Raw genomic sequence first — 20220 nt, 5'->3', positions numbered from 1 at the left:
TTCTTGAGGTTTTAATTTCACAACAGTTTCCTCTCATACTTCTGTTGTTATCAATTATTTCTTATTTGGTTATCAATTCATTTTTTTCTTTTGTTACCAAGTTTCACTTTCTCACACCATTTCGCTTTTAATGCTATTTATTATCATTAAGCATCTTAATTTTTGAATTGACTTTAGTTATTATGTACTACTTTAAGGGCTTTTTTGATCTGTGACAGTTTGGGGTGCGGAATGTGGGATAGATTTCCTGGTAAGTAAGTAAGCGTTGCAAATTGTCGTGATGACAAAACATTAGAAAACAAAATTGTTGAGGTTATTTAACTGGGTGGTAGTGATGTTATCAACCTGAAGGAAGTTCTTAAATATCGCACTACCTGAAATCCCATCCCGATCAATTTGCAGAAAGGTACTACCAGTATTGCTACCTGTTCCGGCTACAAATCTCATGTATTGATCCGCAATAGGATCAATACCAATGTAATTAATACTACTAATCAATTGAGTAAGGACAATTTTGTCTGTTCCTACAGTAAAATCCGTAATCCGTTGTCCCACATCTCGGAGATCAGTAAACACGAAGAAATCATTACCAGCACCTCCAGTAATGGTTTTTGCCCCTGGACCTCCTGTTATCCAGTCAGAACCAGCAGTTCCTACAATTGGGGTACGACCATTGTTAATTGAGGGATTACCAGTAATTTCATTGAGATCATTGACACCAATGGTTAATTCTTTTTCATAACTTAACCCCCCTTGGTCTGTGGTTTTGACGCGAACGCTGTAACTGTTTTGGGTTTCGTAGTCAAAGACAGAGTTGGTTTTGAGTTGATTATTGGTAATGGAAAATAAACTATTATCAGTTGCACCTGTTCCTGTAACTAAGCTATAGGTGAAGGTGTTTCCTGTATCTGGGTCTGTCGTGGTAAAATTACCAATTACTGTAGCAATGGGTTGATTTTCGGCAACTGTGCTATTAGAAAGAGTTAAGTTGGTAGGAGTTTCGTTAACGTTGCTGACTCCAATAGTTAACTGTTTTTCAAAGGATAACCCACCTTGGTCTGTGGTTTTGACGCGAATGCTGTAACTGTTTTTGGTTTCGTAGTCAAATACAGCATTGGTTGTGAGTTGATTATTGGTAATGGAAAATAAACTATTATCAGTTGCACCTGTTCCTGTAACTAAACTATAGGTAAAGGTGTTTCCTGCATCTGGGTCTGTGCTACTGAGATTACCAACGACTGTAGCAATAACTTGATTTTCGGCAACTGTGCTGTTGCTGAGAGTTAGATTTGTTGGTGCTTGGTTCTCAACTAACTTGGTGATAAAGGCATCACTTCCACCGCTATTGGTCTGTCCATCCAGGTTGCCTTCAGTAGAACCACTGACATAGATAGCCCCGTCGCTGCCTGTGGTTAGGGCATTGGCTCCGTCGTAATTGCTGGTTCCCAGGAGCTTTGTCCAGGCTTTGCTGCCATCGCTATTGTACTTGGTGATAAAGGTATCATAACCACCGCTATTGGTCTGTCCATCCAGGTTGCCTTGAGTAGTACCACTGACATAGATAGCCCCGTCGCTGCCTGTGGTTAGGGCATGGGCTTGGTCCTCACCGCTGGTTCCCAGGAGCCTTGTCCAGGCTTTGCTGCCATCGGCATTGTACTTGGTGATAAAGGCATCACGTCCACCGCTATTGGTCTGTCCATCCAGGTTGCCACCAGTATAACCACTGACATAAATTGCACCGTCGCTCCCTGTGGTTAGGTCTGTGGCAATCTCGTAACTGCTGGTTCCCAGGAGCTTTGTCCAGGCTTTGCTGCCATCGGCATTGTACTTGGTGATAAAGGCATCACGTCCACCGCTATTGGTCTGTCCATCCAGGTTGCCACTAGTAATACCACTGACATAGATAGCACCGTCGCTGCCTGTGGTTAGGGCATAGGCAAAGTCGTAATTGCTGCTTCCCAGGAGTTGTGTCCAGGCTTTGCTGCCATCGGTATTGTACTTGGTAATAAAGGCATCCCAGATACTGCTATTGGTCAGTCCATCCAGGTTGCCTTGAGTATAACCACTGACATAGATAGCACCGTCGCTGCCTGTGGTTACGGCATCGGCACCGTCCTCACCGCTGGTTCCCAGGAGCTTTGTCCAGGCTTTGCTGCCATCGGCATTGTACTTGGTGATAAAGGCATCACGTCCACCGTTATTGGTCTGTCCATCCAGGTTGCCTTCAGTATAACCACTGAGATAGATAGCACCGTCGCTGCCTGTGGTTAGGTCTGTGGCATTTTCGTAATTGCTGGTTCCCAGGAGCTTAGTCCAGGCTTTGCTGCCATCGGCATTGTACTTGGTGATAAAGGCATCATAACCACCGCTATTGGTCTGTCCATCCAGGTTGCCACCAGTATTACCACTGACATAGATAGCACCGTCGCTGCCTGTGGTTAGGGCATTGGCTTGGTCGTAACTGCTGGTTCCCAGGAGCTTTGTCCAGGCTGTCCCTGGTGCTGATAGTTCTACTGGGATACTTTGCCCGTTGACTGTAATTGTGGCGTGATCATTCTCTGCTTGTAAAGCCTGTAAAGTTGGATTATCCAGACTTTTACCCTGGACTAAAGCGGAAAAAATCGCCCCTTCATCTCCGAGGCTGTCTACTGTATTTAATACAGTATCAACATAATGTCCGTATTCTTCGAGAATGACATCAACAATTTTTTGGGGTTGGGACTGATTTTGGCTTAAAAATGACTGGGAAAGATATATTTTCCCTGTGGTTGCGGAATAAGCCCCATTAGCTGTTTGTAATTCGGAACTGGTAAGAATTTGAATGGCTGGAAATCCGGTTAAATTTCCTGATTTCCAAGCAGCGGCTAATTTTAAGGCTGAAGACTCTGCAAATTTTGTGTCAAATGTCAACCGCATTTGGCTAAGAAAATCAGAACGATATGCAAATGTACTAATGGAAGATGTAATATTTTGCCAAATATAATCTTCAACGGTAGCTGGCAAAACATTACTAAACAGGTAAGGATGAATAGTCATAATTTCTTCTTACGGCAGGGTAGTTCACAAGAGGATGTTTGAAAAGTTGGAAAAGGTATCATTTGTCATAGTGAGGGACGCAAAGCACAAGGAAGCAACTATCGAGATTCTTCCACGGCATTTTGGTCAGAATGACACGATGTAAATGGTGGTAATTTGGGCATATATTTATAAAAATTCCGTAATTTCCTCAATCCCGTCTTGATTTGGGGAAAGAATCACCGTTTCTACACCCTCTACAACTGCTGTTTGTAGGGTCTGATAGTCGGAAAGGGAAGAATCAATAAAAACAATAGTTGTCGCGGTTTGACTGAGGGAAGAGTTGCTAAACATATTTTTTTCCTTTTCACTTGGTAAATAAGCTTTCACACCTGCCCGGAACTGAAGTTCCGGTCTAATAGTTAAAGTGCGTTGAAACGCACTGTAATAACATCGAAATCAAAAATTATCCTATTTCTCGAATAAATACCGCCAAAATAGTCGGTTTTAACCGACTTGAGCTATTAGACAGGGAATTAATTCCCTGGCTCAAGTCTCTGATGACATCGAAATCAGAAATTATCCTATTTCTCGAATAAATACCGCCAAAATAGTCGGTTTCAACCGACTTTAGCTATTAGACAGGGAATTAATTCCCTGGCTGGGAGGTACTTGACACTGTTGAGCAGTGCTAAACCTCTACAAATTCTTATCCAAACAGGTTAAATATGTATATGATGGTAAGATGTGTTATTTATAAACACAACCGTGATCTTTAAGTTATAAATAATCTTTTTGTGACACATATTTAGATTCACATATGTGACATACCCTAAATTCACAAAAAAACAACGAACTCTTGGCTTTGTAAAAAAGAAAAAAGATCCCCGACTTCTTTAAGAAGTCGGGGATCTAAATTTGTCTAAAGTTGTGAGTTAAGATTTAGAAGTGTGCTTACCCACAACTTGGGATTTGAGGGTGGTAATTTCCCCAGATAACTCTTGTCTGCTGGAGGCTTTGAGTAAATAGCGATAGACAAACCACACAGAATAACCAATACCAATTAATTCAAAGGTAGGTGCTACTAAAGGAACATCATTAAGAGCATCTAATACAGCCAATAGTACCTTAACTGTGACTACTGCTGTCACTACTAAACCAATACTAACAATAGGTTGCTGATATTGACCAAAGAATTTACCTACATAGTCTGGTAATGTCCCCAGAAAACCGGAAATCTGTTGTCCGTATTTCAGCCACTCTTCTTGAGGCTGCATAGGAGGCTGAAGTTTGGTCAAATTCCCGGTTTGGGTGTTAATTTCGGGTATGGTTGTTTCTTTAGACTGGGTTTCTTTAAATTCTGGTTCTTGCATTTTCGTTTCCATGATTTTGAAATTTGAGTTTCTTACCTAGATATTTACAACCAAAAGGCTGTTAATCGGTACTTTCTCTCATTAATCAGGGTGAGAGATTAGGGATTATGGTTTATCTTACATCTAGAGTTCTTCACAGTATGACAAAACTTTACACAAAGTCTAGTAACATTAAGTTGCTAGTTAGGAAGCAAGAGTAAAACTAAATAACCCAACATTATATCAAATTTTCTCAAAGTTTAGCAATTTAAGTAAATTTTTATCATTTTTGCCTCATTATGCTGCTTTTGTTTGATTCTTTGTACTGAGTTCGACGTTGACAGAATAACCCGATAACAAATTGTCCTTTTCATCATTTTTATAGTTTATGACCACAAATATTGATTTCCTGAGTCATCTTAACCCTAGTCAACGTCAAGCCGTAGAACACCACTGCGGACCATTGTTGGTGGTTGCTGGTGCTGGTTCGGGTAAAACCCGGGCGCTTACTTATCGCATTGCTAATTTGATTCTTAAACATGGTGTTAATCCCGAAAATATCCTCGCGGTGACGTTTACTAACAAAGCCGCTAGGGAAATGAAGGACAGAATTCAAAGGATATTTGCTGAACAATTAGCCATATCGCAACATGGTAAAAAGTTTGATTTGCTGACAGAATATCAACAAAGCTTACTAAAATCAGAGGTTTACCGCACTAAAATTAAAGATATGTGGTGTGGAACTTTTCACAGTTTATTTTCACGGATTCTGCGATTTGATATCGAAAAATATCAAGATGAGAAAGGCAGAAAATGGGATAAAAACTTTTCTATCTTTGATGAATCCGATGTGCAAAGTGTAATTAAAGAAATAGTTACTAAAGATTTAAATTTAGATAGTAAGAAATTTGAACCCAAGTCTGTACGCTACGCCATTAGTAATGCTAAAAACCAAGGATTCTCTCCCCAACAATTTGAAAGTGAACAGCCCAATTATCGCGGTAGAATCATAGCTGATGTCTATAATCGCTATCAGGATAAACTTTCCCAAAATAACGCTTTAGATTTTGATGATTTAATTTTAATTCCGACGAGATTATTTCAACAAAATGAAAAAGTTCTAAGTTATTGGTATCGGAAATTTTGTCATATTCTAGTTGATGAATATCAAGATACCAACAGGACTCAATATGATTTAATTCAGCTTTTGGTGACAAATGGAGAAAGCCGTAAAAGTGAATGGAAATGGCAAAATCGGTCTGTGTTTGTGGTTGGTGATGCTGACCAGTCAATTTATAGTTTTAGAATGGCAGATTTTACGATTTTGCTAGAATTTCAGGAAAATTTTGGCGATGGTTTGGCAGATGATGATACTCGTTCTATGGTGAAATTAGAAGAGAATTATCGTTCTTGTGAAAATATTCTCCAAGCTGCTAATGAATTAATTGAAAATAACACTCAACGCATTGATAAAATTCTCAAAGCCACAAGAGAACCAGGGGAAGCAATTTATTGTCATAAAGCTGATGAAGAAATGGCAGAAGCGGCTTTTGTGATTAACCAAATTAGAAATTTAGAAAATCAACACCCGGAATTAAATTGGGGTAACTTTGCAATTTTATATCGAACTAATGCCCAATCTCGACCTTTTGAAGAATTATTAGTAAAATATCAAATTCCTTATACGGTTGTGGGAGGAATGAAATTTTATGATCGTAAAGAAATTAAGGATGCTGTGGCATATTTAAGGGCAATTAATAACCCTGCTGATACTGTAAGTTTATTACGGGTGATTAACACACCGCGCAGGGGCATTGGTAAGGCTACTGTGGATGCTTTGGTGAATGCTTCCCAGCAATTAGGAACAACTTTATGGGAAATATTAAGTGATGAAACATCTGTAAATACTTTAGCAGGACGTTCGGCGAAAGCTGTAAATAATTTTGCAGCCATGATTTACAATCGTCAAGAACAAATCAAAGTAGTTCCCGGTTCAGAGATATTACAAGGGATTTTAGAAGATTCTGGTTATATCAAAGAATTACAAGATCAAGGGACAGATGAATCTGATAATAGAATCAGTAACGTCAATGAATTGCATAATGCTATGTTGCAATTTCAAGAAGAAAATGCTGGAGAAGATATTTCTTTACAGGCATTTTTACAAAGTGCGGCTTTGAGTTCTGATTTAGATAATTTAAAAGAAGGACAAACAGCGGTTTCGTTAATGACTTTACACGCTTCTAAAGGGTTGGAGTTTCCGGTTGTCTTTTTGGTGGGTTTAGAACAGGGGCTTTTTCCGGGTTATCGTTCCTTACAAGATCCTTCATTGTTAGAAGAGGAACGACGTTTATGTTATGTTGGTATTACTCGCGCTCAAGAACGTTTATTCTTATCCCATGCCAGAGAAAGGCGTTTATATGGGTCTAGAGAACCGGCAATGCGATCGCAATTTCTCGATGAAATACCAGCAGAATTACTGACTACCCAAAATAAAGTTACCCGGAGTTCTACTAAAACTACCTCTGCAACTCCTAGTAAACAAAGCACTTCTGGAATTTGGCAAGTCGGTGACAGAGTATTGCATAAGTCCTTTGGGCTTGGGGAAATTACCCACATTTTCGGAGAAGGGAATAAGGTTTCTGTAGCGATTAAATTCCTGAGTTTAGGACAAAAAATAGTAGACCCCAGAGTAGCGCAATTACAAAAAGTTTAATTTTGCATTAGTCCACGCAGATGGACTTTGCTTGATCAATACCTTGTTCAAATCGAAAAAAGTCTTGATTTGTAGATTGGGTTGAGGTACGTATCCCTGACGGGGGGTGAAGCCATAACCCAACAAATGCCTTGGGTTGCTGTTGCTTTATCAAAAATTTATATAATTATTGGTGCAATTGTCTAAGCAAGTATATATATTATCAGTATTCAGGAGAAATATAATATTTGCAGTTGAAAAATTCAGTATTTTCCAGTTTAGAACTTGGGTATCAACAATGCTATAAAAGAAATACGATGAATAGAAACAGGCAACTATTCCCATAAAACTCCAGTAGTTGCTCCCACCAATATATACTCAAAAGGGTTGGGACATGGACTTTTGTAAAATCACGAAAAACCTAGATTTGTAGGGGTTTAGCATTGCTAAACCCCTACCCGCTCAATTACTTATCAGGGAAGCAGTCATGTCTCAAAAACGTCACCCATTGCAAATAATCACAAAAAACTCCACAAGATTTATCCGGCGGTTTTTAGCAAATATAAAAAAACAACTCATTTGGTTATTGCGAACGGTTTTTAGTGGTCAAAAACAACAGCAGTCCGCAAATGCAGGTTTCGTATTGCCAACAGTGGTAATGGTATCGGTAGTAGTAGTTTTATTAACCACTGCTATCATGTTCCGCTCCTTTGACCGGCTGAAAAATGCTAGTAATGTCCGTGTCAATGAGTCTGTTATCACTGCTGCTACTCCAGCAATTGATAGAGGTAAAGCAAAAATTAGTAAATTATTGCAGGATAAAACTCTGCCAAAAACTACACCAACAGACGATGATCTATATAATGCTCTTGTTAATAATATAGATAAATATACATTTGGTGATGAAACTAAACTAACACTATCTTTACAAGGACAACCATCACTACAAACAGCTTGGAGGTTTCCTGTTGATACTGACAGCAACGGGAAATTTGATAGCTATACCCTCTATGGTATTTATTTTAAAACCCCACCAGTGGTAAATGGTCAATATAGCAGAGCTAGAAATGCTTTAGAAGCCAGAAATACACCAGTAGTCAAAGGGACATTAAATGCTAATTGTGGAAGTACCAACACCAGTTTAGTAGGTAATACTGGTTGGGTAAGACAAGATAATGAACTGAAGAAAGCCTTTTTTGTTTATACCGCTATAGCTAGAATTACTGATCCTCCCGATACTAAATCTGAAGTATATAATCGTAATATCGCTGGTAGTCTGGGCGGGGCTGTAGAGTATCAACAAGACAGAGTACAAACACCAACAAATAACAATGCTGTTGTTTATGACGATGATCTAGAATTAAATTCCGATACAAAATTGAATGGTGGGGTTTTTACAAATAGTAATTTACTGGCTGCTGGAAGTGTTAGTAATATTAAATTATATCAAGTTAGCGGTAAAGCGTCTTGTTTCTATAAACCTAAAAATGCCAAAATTATTGTTGGTGGTAATTTAGCTCTGGGTAAGTTTACTGATGCAAGTGATACGGGGGGAGCAACTGTTGATTTATACCAAGGTAAAACCTCTGATGTTACTACTGGTACTTTAACAAAATCAGTGACAAATAGTCCCAAAGATACAGCCTATAATAACCTAGCTTATGTAAAGCGGATTAATAAATTAATTGATGCTCAAATTGCTGCTGATTCTACAGGTGCTAATGATCCAACAGAAGTTAAAAACGGTCTTGCACTCAAACAAACAGCATTAGGAATAACTTTTGATGATACAGAGCGCCTTAAATACCGTCGTCAACAATTAGAAATTTACTTTAAAAGACGGACTCGTCGTGTACCTTATACAGAAGTTGCTTTTGGTGATCCAGAAACATATCCTAACCCATTATTACAAGGATCTGCTGATACCCTGCGTCCCATTGATAGGTGGGTTTATCCTACAGACCCAACAGACGGTAAAACAGGTGATAGTTATACTAATCTATCACTCAACATTAGCGGAACATCCTTAGAACCCAAGGCCAGCGACCCAAAAGAATTGAAGAAAAATAGCGGAAAAGAAGGACTATTGGGTGATAGAGTTCTAGTTAGTAACAATTTACCCGAACTGAGGTGGGATACAAGTAAAAATCAGTTTATTGGTTCATATATTGAGGATACCCAAGATATTAGTGGCATTAAATGGGATTTACCAAGTGATACTACGCAAACTCGCACACGACCCTCTTTAGTACGGAATTTAGTAGATATTGGTTCTACAGAAAGAGATGGAGACTGGGAATTAGCAGCAGCCAAAGTACCAACAAGCACCACAGGACCCGTGGGTGGTTTACGAGTTGTTACGGGGGCAGGAGTTTATTTGAGTAAAGATGATACTCCTAGTAGTATTACTCCCAGTAATATTAATATTAAGGTAAAAACAATATCGCCTGATAATATTGACCCAAGCACAACAGGTACAACAATACCTTATCTAAAAATGCGGGCTACAGCAGTTTATCACTACAAGTCTACTGGCTATAATGCCCAAACGCCCAAACCCATAGCTTGTGTGAGTAGTTATTATGATCCTACTGGTAGTAATAGCTCTAATGGTAGAGTTTATCCTGCACCCACTAAAACAGTTAGTGATTATGCAACAGCTTTGGAATATCTATCTCAGTTAAAGTATAATAATGGACGTTTAATAGATGACGGATTACTAGTTAGAGCATTAGCAAAAAAACTAGCACCAACAAATAGAACTATATCAGAGCAGTCTGCTATTGATGCTCAGATTTGCGCTCTACAAATTCTAGATGGTAGTCTTAGTTCTAATGATTCCGTTATTCCCGATAATGCAATTTTTGAAGCCTTCTTTTATGACCAGAGAGAAAATAAAAAAGTTCGCGCTACAGTTTTAGACTTGAATCTACTACGGACAAAAACCATTGGTGGTTCAGAATATTTATTACCCAATAGCGGTATTATTTACGCGACTCGTGATGATGCTTTACCAGATATCAGTGCGGGTAATACCGACGCTGGAAAACTTGAAAGTCCTGTAGATTATGTAGACGACACCACACGCCCACGCCGTCCCAGTGCAATTATACTCATTAATGGCGGGAAACTGTGGCGAACAAATACTTACAAGGAAGAGGAAAAGGGGTTAACTTTAGCTACCAACTTACCAGCGTATATTAGAGGTGATTTTAATCTACACACTCAAGAGGAATTTACACAAACACTTGCAGAAAGTTGGAGTAACTTTTATACTCGCAGTACATTTAATACTAACTTTGCCTGTCGTGCTGGTGACTCCAGATTTCCTAATTGTACCACAGGTGACGAATGGCGACCTGCGAATATTTTAGCTGATGCTGTTACTTTGCTTTCTGGAGACTTCGACCTCTTCGACCCTAAAACGGATGAACGAAAAGCTAAGAATGATACTACTTTTAATCTGATTATTGCTGCTGGTGACAATCCTGCTCAACCTACAGTAGATAATGGTGGTATAAATAACTTGGTTCGCGTTATAGAAAATTGGAGTGGTAGGAAAATCAAGCTCAATGGGGCTTTTATGCAGGTAAAAAAGAGTGCCTATGCTAGAGAGACAAATCCACCTGAGACACCTAATAATCCAAGACAGTGGAGTTACGATGTAGGGTTGTTATTTCAGTCACCCGACTTATTTGCCAGTAAACTCGCAGTCACACCACCTGAACCACCGGATGAATATTTACGGGAAGTTGGCAGAGATGATACATGGGTACAAACTTTGTTATGTGCTAAAGAGACTTCTAATACTAACTTTGCCATAGAAGATCCAAAGCAACGTCCTGATATCTGTCAATAATAAAACCTACATAAAACTTACAAAGAGGTGATAAAATAATGATAAAAACCAAACTACAGCCAAAAATTTTATCTGCTAGTGATTCTGGTTTCACAATTATTGAGGTACTAGTAGGGGTAGTTTTCATTGCTATTCTCTTGGCTGCTATATCACCAGTCCTGGTCATGTCTACGGCTGTCCGGGTGCAGTCGAAAAGTATGGAAAAAGCCGTTCAAGCTGCTGAGACATTTATTAATGGTGTCAGCAATAATTCAATTTCAGCGCCCACTAAAGTAATTACAGTAATTCAAAATGCTCCTATAAATCTAGAAACAGAAATGCCGGTTCCTAAAAAAACAGATACAGATTTGTATTTCTTTAAGAAGGATAGCACCATCACGGCTTGTAATCCAATTTCAACTTGTCAACCAGATAAAGATACCCCATTCCCATTTGATGAATTTTACATTCAAGCGGCTCAAATAAAGCCCGCAGGTACTAAAACAAGTGATGGCTATCGTCTAGCGATTAGAATATATAGAGAAGACTTGGATTTTGATCAAACTATTCGAGGGTCTAGGACAGGTGGTATTTTAGTTAATAAACAAGCGCCAATCTTGATAACAACAGTTGAGATTAGCGGTAGTACCACTTTTGGCAGTTTATGTTCCCGCTTGGGTTGCGTTCAATAATCAACCTTGTCAATAAATTGGTTTATCCCTGAGGTTAATTCAATCAAATTCACCATTAATTTTCCCATAAAAAGCGAGTAAAATCCCCACCGTGCAATAATTTAATCTAAAACAGAAACATCTGAAAATCTGCCTTTGGTGCATTTAAAAAAGGACAATACAATGATGATCAAGATACTTCAATTTATATTCAAAAATCAATTCAAAGCCTCAAAATCTCTTGATAAATCTGGTGGGTTTACTCTCGTTGAATTGTTAGTAGCTTTAGCGATGTCATCTATAATTATCACACTATTACTAGAGTTTATGATTAGTGTGATAACCACAGATAGCAATGAGCAAATTAAGATAAATTCTGAGCAAGAAATCCAAATAGCACTGGATCATATTTCTCGTGATTTACAACAAGCTATTTATATTTATGATGCTGCTGGTATTGACAAAATAAAATCTCAATTGCGTTACCCAAATGATGATACTAAAACTCCTATATTAGTTTTTTGGAAACGGAATTTTGTTAGTCAGGTGATTCCCACTACATCAGGAAAAGATGATACTTTTGTATATTCATTAGTTGCTTATTATTTAATTAAAGATACTAATACAAATTGGTCACAATCTGCTCGTATCGCTAAATGGGAAGTTAAAGACGGTGTGGAAGTTTCTACAGGAGGTGTAACTTGTTCAGGATATACTAAGAAGTATGTTAATGCTGATAACTGTCCTAATCCAGGTTTTAATCCCTTTAATATAGCTCAATCCAACACTGTAGAAGATGCCATGATCAATTGGCAGAAATCTGGAGATTATAGTAGTGGTAATACGGCTGATGTGTTAATTGACTACGTAGATCAAACCACACCACCAACCAATCAAACCATACCACCCACACCACCAGCGGCCACCTGTCCAGATAATACCATAACACCTCCAATTACATGGTCAAAAATAACGCCAAGCACAATAACGCCAAGTAATGGTATGACCGGGTTTTATGTTTGTGTAGATAAAGCCAATACAACAGCAAAGGTATTTATTCGGGGTAATGCCCTAGCTCGCAGAGAAAGCGATCCAAATAGAATAACATATAAAGATGATCGAAAAAGTTATTTTCCCACGGCTAATGCCATAGTTCAAGGAGCAAAAAGTGGCTATTAATCATTAACTTAAAAAGTTAGTTGTCCGACTCTTGACACTGGTTCATAAAGTAATAATTTCACAATAGCTATAAAAAAATCAAAAATTCAGAAAAAAACGGCATATAAAAAATCATCCCACATCGCAATATATATATGTTTTGCTTGCAAATAATCAGGGATGAATTATTTACAAAATAATCGCTCTAATAGCGGTTTTACTTTGATAGAAACGATTACAGCACTATTAATGATTGGTATACTATCAGCAATAGCTGCACCAAGCTGGTTCGCTTTGATCAAGACTCAGCACTTAAATATTGCTCAAGATCAAGTTTATCGAGCCATGCGTGAAGCCCAAAGCCAAGCCAAAAAAGAAAAGTTGACTTACCACGCTAGTTTCCGAGAACAAAATAATAATGTTCAATGGGCAGTTCATCCGGCTACAATTGACCCATCTAATGCTAAATGGAATGACTTAGATCCTAGTGTGCAGTTAGATGTGGTGGAATCAACATTACAATTGTCTAATGGCGTGAGACGAGTCCCATTTGATCATATTGGGACTGTGAAACCCCCATTTGGCCGAATCACTCTATCTAGTGAATCTGGTGGAAAAGCCAAGCGTTGCGTTTTCATTTCCACTATATTAGGCGCAATGCGAACCGCTAAGGAAAATCCCACTCCTGATAGTGGAAACAGGTATTGTTATTGATTCAGACAGATTCAGCCAGATCCCCGACTTCTCTAAGAAGTCGGGGATCTATGGGTTTCTACGTCCCCATAAATCGCTACTACACAAACAAAGTCCACCTGCGTGGACTAATGTAAAATAAGTTTTATCTGTATAGCCACGATTTATAATCGTTTTGATACTTATCCAGGAGTTTTAACTTGACGGGCCATATCTAAAAAGACATTCATATTTACCCCTGGACGACGACGAGGACTATTCAGAGGAATGAGATATTTGGTGGCAAAATTGGTTTCCGTGGGGACTGATATTTTCACGGGTTCAGGCTTAATAACTTTTACTGCTGCTGGTGTAACTTTTGGTTCAGCTTTTGGTGCTACTGTTGCTGGTGCTTGAGTAACATTAGCTTCTTCAGCTTCTTCTTTTAGCTCTAAGTAGTAGTTATTACCTTTTTTACCAAAAAGTCCGGTAATAAAACCCACGATACCCGCAATGATATTTTTGATAAAGCCCATAAAAAATGCTCCTGGTTTGAATAGTCTAGAACGTGACCGAAATTATTAAAAATCACGGTGTAATATTACATTTGATTGCGTTATCTGCGGTCAATTATTAGACATACTGCTTGCTAATTAAAAGCCTACATTTACTACTAGCACCGCAGGGCGGAATTAAAAATTAACAATTAAAAATTAAAAAGCAGATTGTATAAACTCTTTAGGGACTTTTAATGGTTATCTTACTTACGCTGTACTGTACTAGTAATTATTTTTAGGTTTTTTATGTTAACAACGGTATCCGGTAAATAACGCAAATTAATTATTAAATTTTATTATAACTATAAGATTATGAGAATTTATTTAATAAATCTTAATAATTTTTCGGCAGTCACAAATTTGGTATATTTTATATATTTTCGATTACAATACTGAGATAAATAATCAAGATTATGGCAACAAAACAGCAAAATCCCGTTTTATTAGTGCATGGGATTAACGATACTGGGGCAGTTTTCAATAAAATGGCATCTTATCTCAGAGAACAAGGTTTGTCTGTGCATACGGTGGATTTAGTCCCTAATAATGGTGCTGAGGTTCTGGATAAATTAGCGCAGCAGGTAGCTAATTATATAGCTACTACCTTTGAAGCAGAACAACCGTTTGATTTAGTTGGTTTTAGCATGGGTGGTCTTGTTAGCCGTTATTATATTCAGCGGTTGGGGGGAATAGATAGAGTCCAGCGATTTATCACCATTTCTTCACCCCATAAAGGAACTATAGTTGCTTATGGTACTTGGTTAGCTGGTGCTGTGCAAATGCGTCCTAATAGTGATTTTATCAATGATTTAAATTCTGATGTCGAAATGTTAAAGCAGTTAAATTTTACATCTATTTGGACACCTTATGATTTGATGATTTTACCTGCGGAAAGTTCGCAACTTGGTATAGACAAAGAAGTAATTTTACCCGTGATATTACATCCTTTAATGTTAACAGATATTAGGGCTTTAAGAATAGTAGCAAAAGCCTTAATAGCACCACTAAAACCATGAATTTGGATTTACCAAAAAATGCACTTCTTTTGTGTTTCTGAAAGATTCTTAGTCAGTAAAAGTAAATCTTTACAGCACTTCGCGGTGTTATGAGGTACATATCTAGCGGGCAAGACTTGTACTGAGCTTGTCGATAGCGCAGCGTGGCGTTAGCCATAGTATGCCCGCACTACAAGAGTTTCATGATTCAACTTTGTACCTCATAAGAGCGGAAACCGCTGTATTTATACTATGAGTATATGTGGCTTATTTACTGCCCTCTAAGTTTTATCACCAATTGCAGTATATTCAGTACCTTCAAAAATTGCCTTTGGATGACAATAATACTTAAATTCCATTAAGTTATAAAAAGGGTCTTCTAAAAAGAAAGTGCGATGTTCTAGGAGAGAATCAGTAAAGCGGTTTTTTGGTTCTTCTCGAAATTTTAGATCTTTGTTTTTTGCCCTTGCTAGTAATTCTTGCCAATCTTCTTCTTTGGTAAAAATTAGGCCAAAATGTCGCGGATAAATGGCTTTTTGTGGTGTTAAAATATCCTTGGTAACATGAGCTACTAATTGATGTCCATAAAGATTGAGAATCAAAGCATGAGGGCTTTCTCTTCCGGGTATGCAGCCTAAACCGTCCACATAAAAGGCTTTGGTTTGGGGAATATCAGCAACGGGAAAAGCGAGATGAAATAAAATTTTGTTCATAGATCGAGCAGTTATATCTGATAATATTATGGCAAAAATACTCATAATTTAGCAGCCATGTTGTCTTTGATTGATTCTTTAAATCCCTGGTTAATGGGATTAGGCTTAAATACGATTTTACTGGGAATAGTAGCCATTATTCCGAAAAAGTTGCTCACGCCCGCAGGTATACTTAATGCTGGGTTATTGGGAATTATCATTTGGGGAACACTAGGTTGGCCAGGATATCTAGTGGTAGTGTTTTATTTTCTTGTTGGTTCTGGGGTAACACGGATTGGTATGGCCGAAAAAGAAGCCGCAGGAATTGCCGAAAAGCGTGCCGGTGCAAGAGGTCCAGAAAACGTATGGGGTTCAGCATTAATAGCGGCTTTGTGTGCGTTGGGACTGTTGTTTTTCCCTGATTTTAAATATTTACTATGTTTGGGTTATGTCGCCAGTTTTAGCACTAAACTATCTGATACTACCGCGAGTGAAGTTGGTAAAGCTTATGGTAAAAGCACCTTTTTAATTACGACATTGCAACCAGTTCCTAGAGGGACAGAAGGGGCGGTAAGTTTAGAAGGAACTCTAGCTGGTATGGTAGCATCAATAGCGATCGCACTCATTGGTTGGGGAGTAGATTTAATTAATCCTCTGGGGATAATTTGGACTGTCTTAGCTGCATTTATCGCTACCAATTTAGAAAGTGTCATTGGTGCAACTTTGCAATCTAAATATACTTGGCTTACCAATGAAGTTGTCAATATTATTAATACCTTGATTGGTGCAACTGCGGCAATTATCATGGCGTTAATTTACCAAAGTATCTTTGTTTAATTATTGACTCAACGCCAAGATTAATTGTTAAGTTTCTTTGAGGTAAGGGTTTAGTAATGCTAAACCTCTATAGGATCTAAAATTTCAATGTAAAAAAAGCCCCATATAATTATCAAGAGGCTAAAGAAAAGATATTCATTGTTAACAGATATTTGACTACATAGACAGATAAGGATCTATATTGCCAACTTCAAATTCACAAGCCCTAGAAACCACATCTGGAGGTAATTTATCAAAACTGATTAATGGTAAATAATCAGGATTATCTATGAGTTCCTTTGCTAATAAAAACCCAGCAATTGTCCAAGTTTGATATTTCCTCGCTTGTTTACCAATTAATCTCCCTTTTTTACCATCGTAATATTCTGGCCATTCATCTTCACTCAGTCTAGCTGTAGCAATTTCAATGGCTTTTTCTGCTAACTGTGGTTTTTTGGTTTTCACTGCTGCTGCTGCTAACATCCACATTAAAACAGGCCAACTTCCGGCATTATGATATGACCAAGGAATGTTTTTGGGATCACATCCTGTGACTACTCGATATTCTTCACCTTGTAAGGCAGGATAACAGATTTTAATAGGCATATCTCCTACTAAATCATCCCATCGTTTTTCAATCAGATTCATAATGGCTTGGGACTGTTCTTCAGTAGAAAGATCAGAAATCACAGCCATCAAATTTCCCAGAGTAAAGAACCGAGTATCCATTTGTGATGGTCCAACATTTCCCGCAAAATAACCACCTTTTTTCGGTAGCCATTTATCTAATTCATAATAAGGTAAAGAATCTGCATAAATATTGAAAAGATTGACCGCAGTTTTTCCGTATTCTTCACCTTTAAAGCGATAAATTGCATTCAGACGATTAATATCTATCCAATAATGCTGACGAATATGTCCACACAATAAAGGTAAGCGGTTATCAATTGCTTCGATAATATCCCCATTCCCTGTGCAAATTAGTAATTCTCTTGCAGCCCGTAAAGCCGCAAAAAATAGAACTTGAATTTCTAAAGGATGCCCATAAATCCCCATGCGTCTATCTATCATACAAGCACCGTCAGGAACTAACAGCGTGGGGTACATATCAAAACGATTGGCCAAACAGATATCCATAATTAACCTAATTCCTGTTTGGAATTCAGGTTGATAAGCTAAGGAAGAATCATTTGTAGCGACGACATAAGCCCGTAATAAAATTAGCCACCATAAACAAGAATCTACAGGTGTAACTCTAGCAATAGCGTGTTCACCAAAATCAGCTTCTAAAAATTCTTCCCCATTGGCAGAAACAACTTTGAAACTGGCTGGAATTAGCCCTCTACCCGGTTTATAGGCATCTAAGGCCTTTTCTTTCGGTTGCAACTTTAATGTTTCTTCTAGGAAATTTTTGACAATATCTGTTCTGCCTTTAATCAAAAAAATTAAAGCCGAAGAAACAAAATCTCGGATAAAACATTGGTCGTAATTTAGGGCTTCTACGGATGAATCATAAGCCGCTAGAGTTCCTACTGGCTGACCTTTGTAGTAGAGAATTGAATTCTCTAATGCAAGCCAAGCTTCATTTTCTATATTTTTACTTGTCTCTAATTTGTTTAGTTGCATTACCAGACTAACTCCATTTGGATAGTAGATTTGTTGGGAGTAGATGCACCTTTAATTATTCTTTATGCCCTTTTCATGATAACTTTGAAATAGCAAATATCAATCCAGTCAAAATACTAAAACTCGGTCAATGTCAAAATCTAACTGCATCATATTTAGCAGTTTTTTCAATCTCTGAAAATGCACTTTATTCTCCGTGTAAAATCACTTCAATAGAGTATATCTGCTTAATCAGGAATTGATCATTGACATGACAAAATATATTATTCCCCTACAACCTAACAATTTATAACGTTTTTTCCGAATATGCAATATAAACAATTAAAAAAAATTGAGGTATTAATACTGATGAAGCGATATATATTTTACAAGCTATTCATAAGCTGAAACTTTTGATATGCTTGATTGACTGCTTGCATGGCAGTTTTGGCACTGACAGAAGTGTTAATATCAGGATGATATAATCTGGCTAATCTCAAGTAGGCAAGTTTGACATCTTTGGGGTGAGTTTTCGGTTCTATGCCTAAAATTTCCCACCATTCCCCAGTTAAGGGTAAATCATCACTGCTATGAACCTGCCGCCAAATCTTGAGAGTGCCACCTTTACCACCACTAATCAATATTTTACCATCTGGACTGAAAGCTAGGGGACTAAACCCAGAAATAGTTTCTAGCAATTCCCCAGTTTGGAGATTCCAAAGTTTGATAATTCCATCTTGACTACTACTAGCAATAATTTTACCATCAGGGTGAATAGCGATCGCAGAAATAGCCGTTGAGTGTTGATACCAAGTGTAGCGTAATTCCCCTGTATGGAGATTCCATAATTTGATTGTACTATCTGCACCACCACTAATCAGGGTTTGATTATCGGCAGTAATTGCTAATGTATTGACTGCTGCTAAATGCTGATTAATGGTATAAAGTGGTTCACCAGTTTGTAAATTCCAGATTCTGATAGTTTTATCAGCACTGCCACTAACAAGAGTTGTAGAATCAGGACTAATAGCAATAGCTAAAACTGCATCTGTATGTCCATTTAAAGTGTGTTTAATCGTTCCTGGATAACTTCCCCAAACTCTGATAGTTTTATCCGTACTACCACTAACAATAGTATTACCATTAGAACTATAAGCAAGTGCATTAACAAAACCATTATGACTATAGGGAGAACTTAAATAAGAGAATGTGCGATTATATTTTTTTGTTTCTAATTCCCAACTGCTGATTTTCCGATCTACACTACCACTAATTACCTGTTTTCCGTCGGGACTAATAGCTACAGATAACACAGCTTCAGCTTGTCCAGAAAAAGTATATAGCAACTTTCCAGTTTGCAAATTCCATAAATTAACTTGTCTGTCATTGCTACCACTAACTAAGGTTTTATTATCAGGATGAATAGCAACACTATTCACGGTGGCTGTGTGTCCTTTGAGGGTTTTCACACATTGCCAAACTTCCGTTATTTGAGGAGTTATATTTAATATTTTGGGTTCAACTTCTGGTTTAAATTGAGGAGATTTACCTTTGATTTTGGATTTTAATTGTTTTAATTCTTCCTCAATTTCTAAAGCTGTAAATTTGGCATTTATATCATCACCAGATAATTCTAGTAATGCTTCCAAATAATAATAATAATAATAATAATAATAATAATAATAATAATAATAATCATTATTTAAAACTTTTGTTTCCATGCGTTCAAAAACTTGCATGGGAGTTTCCCTAAATTCAGAATCATCTAATAATTTAGCCACACCATAAGCAGCAAGTCCTAAAACTGCACCAATTCCTGTCATTGATACTGTACCAATACCAAAAGCTAAACCAATTTTAGGTGCAACAAATCCTATGCCACCGATAACATTAGAAACGCCAACACCACCAATAGCACCAATACCCATTGCACCAAAAACGGCGCTATCCCCTGCTGTAATTCCTTTAAAAGCACCATAAGCAGCAGCGCCAACAACCGCACCGACAACAGTTACAGCAGCAGCACCTATTCCCACACCACCAAAGCCTCCAGCTATTCCCATACCTCCGACTGTGGAGGAGATACCCGCACCTGTTAAAGTTCCGGTGGTGATGAATGCTGCACCTGTTTGAGATGTTGGTTTCATGCTTACG

14 protein-coding genes are annotated in these 20220 nt (G+C 37.9%); 7 read left to right on the top strand and 7 right to left on the bottom strand.

Annotated features, from left to right (window positions below; genetic code table 11):
- Positions 1-291: 291 nt before the first annotated feature.
- From HGD76_RS16345 to HGD76_RS16335, 3 genes are all read right to left on the bottom strand, one after another.
- A complete protein-coding gene (locus HGD76_RS16345) occupies positions 292-3036 on the bottom strand; it encodes a delta-60 repeat-containing protein (RefSeq protein WP_168696411.1) in 2745 nt (914 codons plus the stop codon).
- A 168-nt stretch (positions 3037-3204) separates the two neighbouring features.
- Complete coding sequence (locus tag HGD76_RS16340) at positions 3205-3369, bottom strand: DUF4347 domain-containing protein (RefSeq protein WP_168696410.1); 165 nt, start codon at positions 3367-3369, stop codon at positions 3205-3207.
- A gap of 581 nt (positions 3370-3950) precedes the next feature.
- Positions 3951-4388, bottom strand: a complete 438-nt coding sequence (locus HGD76_RS16335; protein ID WP_148766741.1) for a CAAD domain-containing protein — start codon at positions 4386-4388, stop codon at positions 3951-3953.
- Between the two features lie 367 nt (positions 4389-4755).
- Here HGD76_RS16335 and pcrA point away from each other — a divergent pair, with 367 nt between their 5' ends.
- The 5 genes from pcrA (at position 4756) to HGD76_RS16310 (ending at position 13443) form a co-directional block, all read left to right on the top strand.
- Complete coding sequence (gene pcrA, locus HGD76_RS16330; protein WP_168696409.1) at positions 4756-7083, top strand: DNA helicase PcrA; 2328 nt, start codon at positions 4756-4758, stop codon at positions 7081-7083.
- A 466-nt stretch (positions 7084-7549) separates the two neighbouring features.
- Positions 7550-10921: a hormogonium polysaccharide biosynthesis protein HpsA gene (gene hpsA / locus HGD76_RS16325; RefSeq protein WP_168696408.1), complete on the top strand. Its 3372-nt coding sequence runs from the start codon at positions 7550-7552 to the stop codon at positions 10919-10921.
- Positions 10922-10959: 38 nt separating this feature from the next.
- Positions 10960-11592 carry a prepilin-type N-terminal cleavage/methylation domain-containing protein gene (locus HGD76_RS16320; RefSeq protein ID WP_168696407.1) on the top strand — a complete coding sequence of 211 codons (633 nt, stop codon included), beginning with the start codon at positions 10960-10962 and terminating at the stop codon, positions 11590-11592.
- A gap of 162 nt (positions 11593-11754) precedes the next feature.
- Entirely contained in the window at positions 11755-12750 is a 996-nt protein-coding gene (hpsC, locus tag HGD76_RS16315) for a hormogonium polysaccharide secretion pseudopilin HpsC (RefSeq protein WP_325064810.1), read from the top strand.
- Between the two features lie 159 nt (positions 12751-12909).
- Positions 12910-13443, top strand: a complete 534-nt coding sequence (locus tag HGD76_RS16310; RefSeq protein ID WP_168696406.1) for a pilus assembly FimT family protein — start codon at positions 12910-12912, stop codon at positions 13441-13443.
- A gap of 161 nt (positions 13444-13604) precedes the next feature.
- On the opposite strand, the gene HGD76_RS16305 is transcribed toward HGD76_RS16310, so the two are convergent.
- Positions 13605-13937 carry a hypothetical protein gene (locus HGD76_RS16305; protein ID WP_168652044.1) on the bottom strand — a complete coding sequence of 111 codons (333 nt, stop codon included), beginning with the start codon at positions 13935-13937 and terminating at the stop codon, positions 13605-13607.
- A 434-nt stretch (positions 13938-14371) separates the two neighbouring features.
- Between HGD76_RS16305 and HGD76_RS16300 the strand changes: the two genes are divergently transcribed.
- Positions 14372-14974, top strand: coding sequence for an esterase/lipase family protein (locus HGD76_RS16300; RefSeq protein WP_015080207.1), 603 nt, complete (start codon positions 14372-14374; stop codon positions 14972-14974).
- 260 nt (positions 14975-15234) lie between these two features.
- Here HGD76_RS16300 and HGD76_RS16295 read toward each other — a convergent pair whose 3' ends face one another.
- Positions 15235-15666 carry a VOC family protein gene (locus HGD76_RS16295; protein ID WP_015080209.1) on the bottom strand — a complete coding sequence of 144 codons (432 nt, stop codon included), beginning with the start codon at positions 15664-15666 and terminating at the stop codon, positions 15235-15237.
- A 57-nt stretch (positions 15667-15723) separates the two neighbouring features.
- Here HGD76_RS16295 and HGD76_RS16290 point away from each other — a divergent pair, with 57 nt between their 5' ends.
- Positions 15724-16482, top strand: a complete 759-nt coding sequence (locus tag HGD76_RS16290; protein ID WP_168696405.1) for a TIGR00297 family protein — start codon at positions 15724-15726, stop codon at positions 16480-16482.
- Positions 16483-16638: 156 nt separating this feature from the next.
- Here the strand turns inward: HGD76_RS16290 and HGD76_RS16285 are convergent, their stop codons facing one another.
- Together HGD76_RS16285 and HGD76_RS16280 are read right to left on the bottom strand one after the other, a co-directional pair.
- Positions 16639-18087, bottom strand: coding sequence for a glycoside hydrolase 100 family protein (locus tag HGD76_RS16285; protein WP_015080211.1), 1449 nt, complete (start codon positions 18085-18087; stop codon positions 16639-16641).
- 365 nt (positions 18088-18452) lie between these two features.
- Entirely contained in the window at positions 18453-20213 is a 1761-nt protein-coding gene (locus tag HGD76_RS16280) for a DnaJ domain-containing protein (RefSeq protein WP_168696404.1), read from the bottom strand.
- Positions 20214-20220 lie beyond the last annotated feature (7 nt).

Origin of the sequence: Dolichospermum flos-aquae CCAP 1403/13F (assembly GCF_012516395.1) — a bacterium.
Classification (GTDB): Bacteria; Cyanobacteriota; Cyanobacteriia; order Cyanobacteriales; family Nostocaceae; genus Dolichospermum; species Dolichospermum lemmermannii.
Note: the sequence above shows the minus strand (reverse complement) of the source record. Positions and strands in the feature narration are given on the sequence as shown.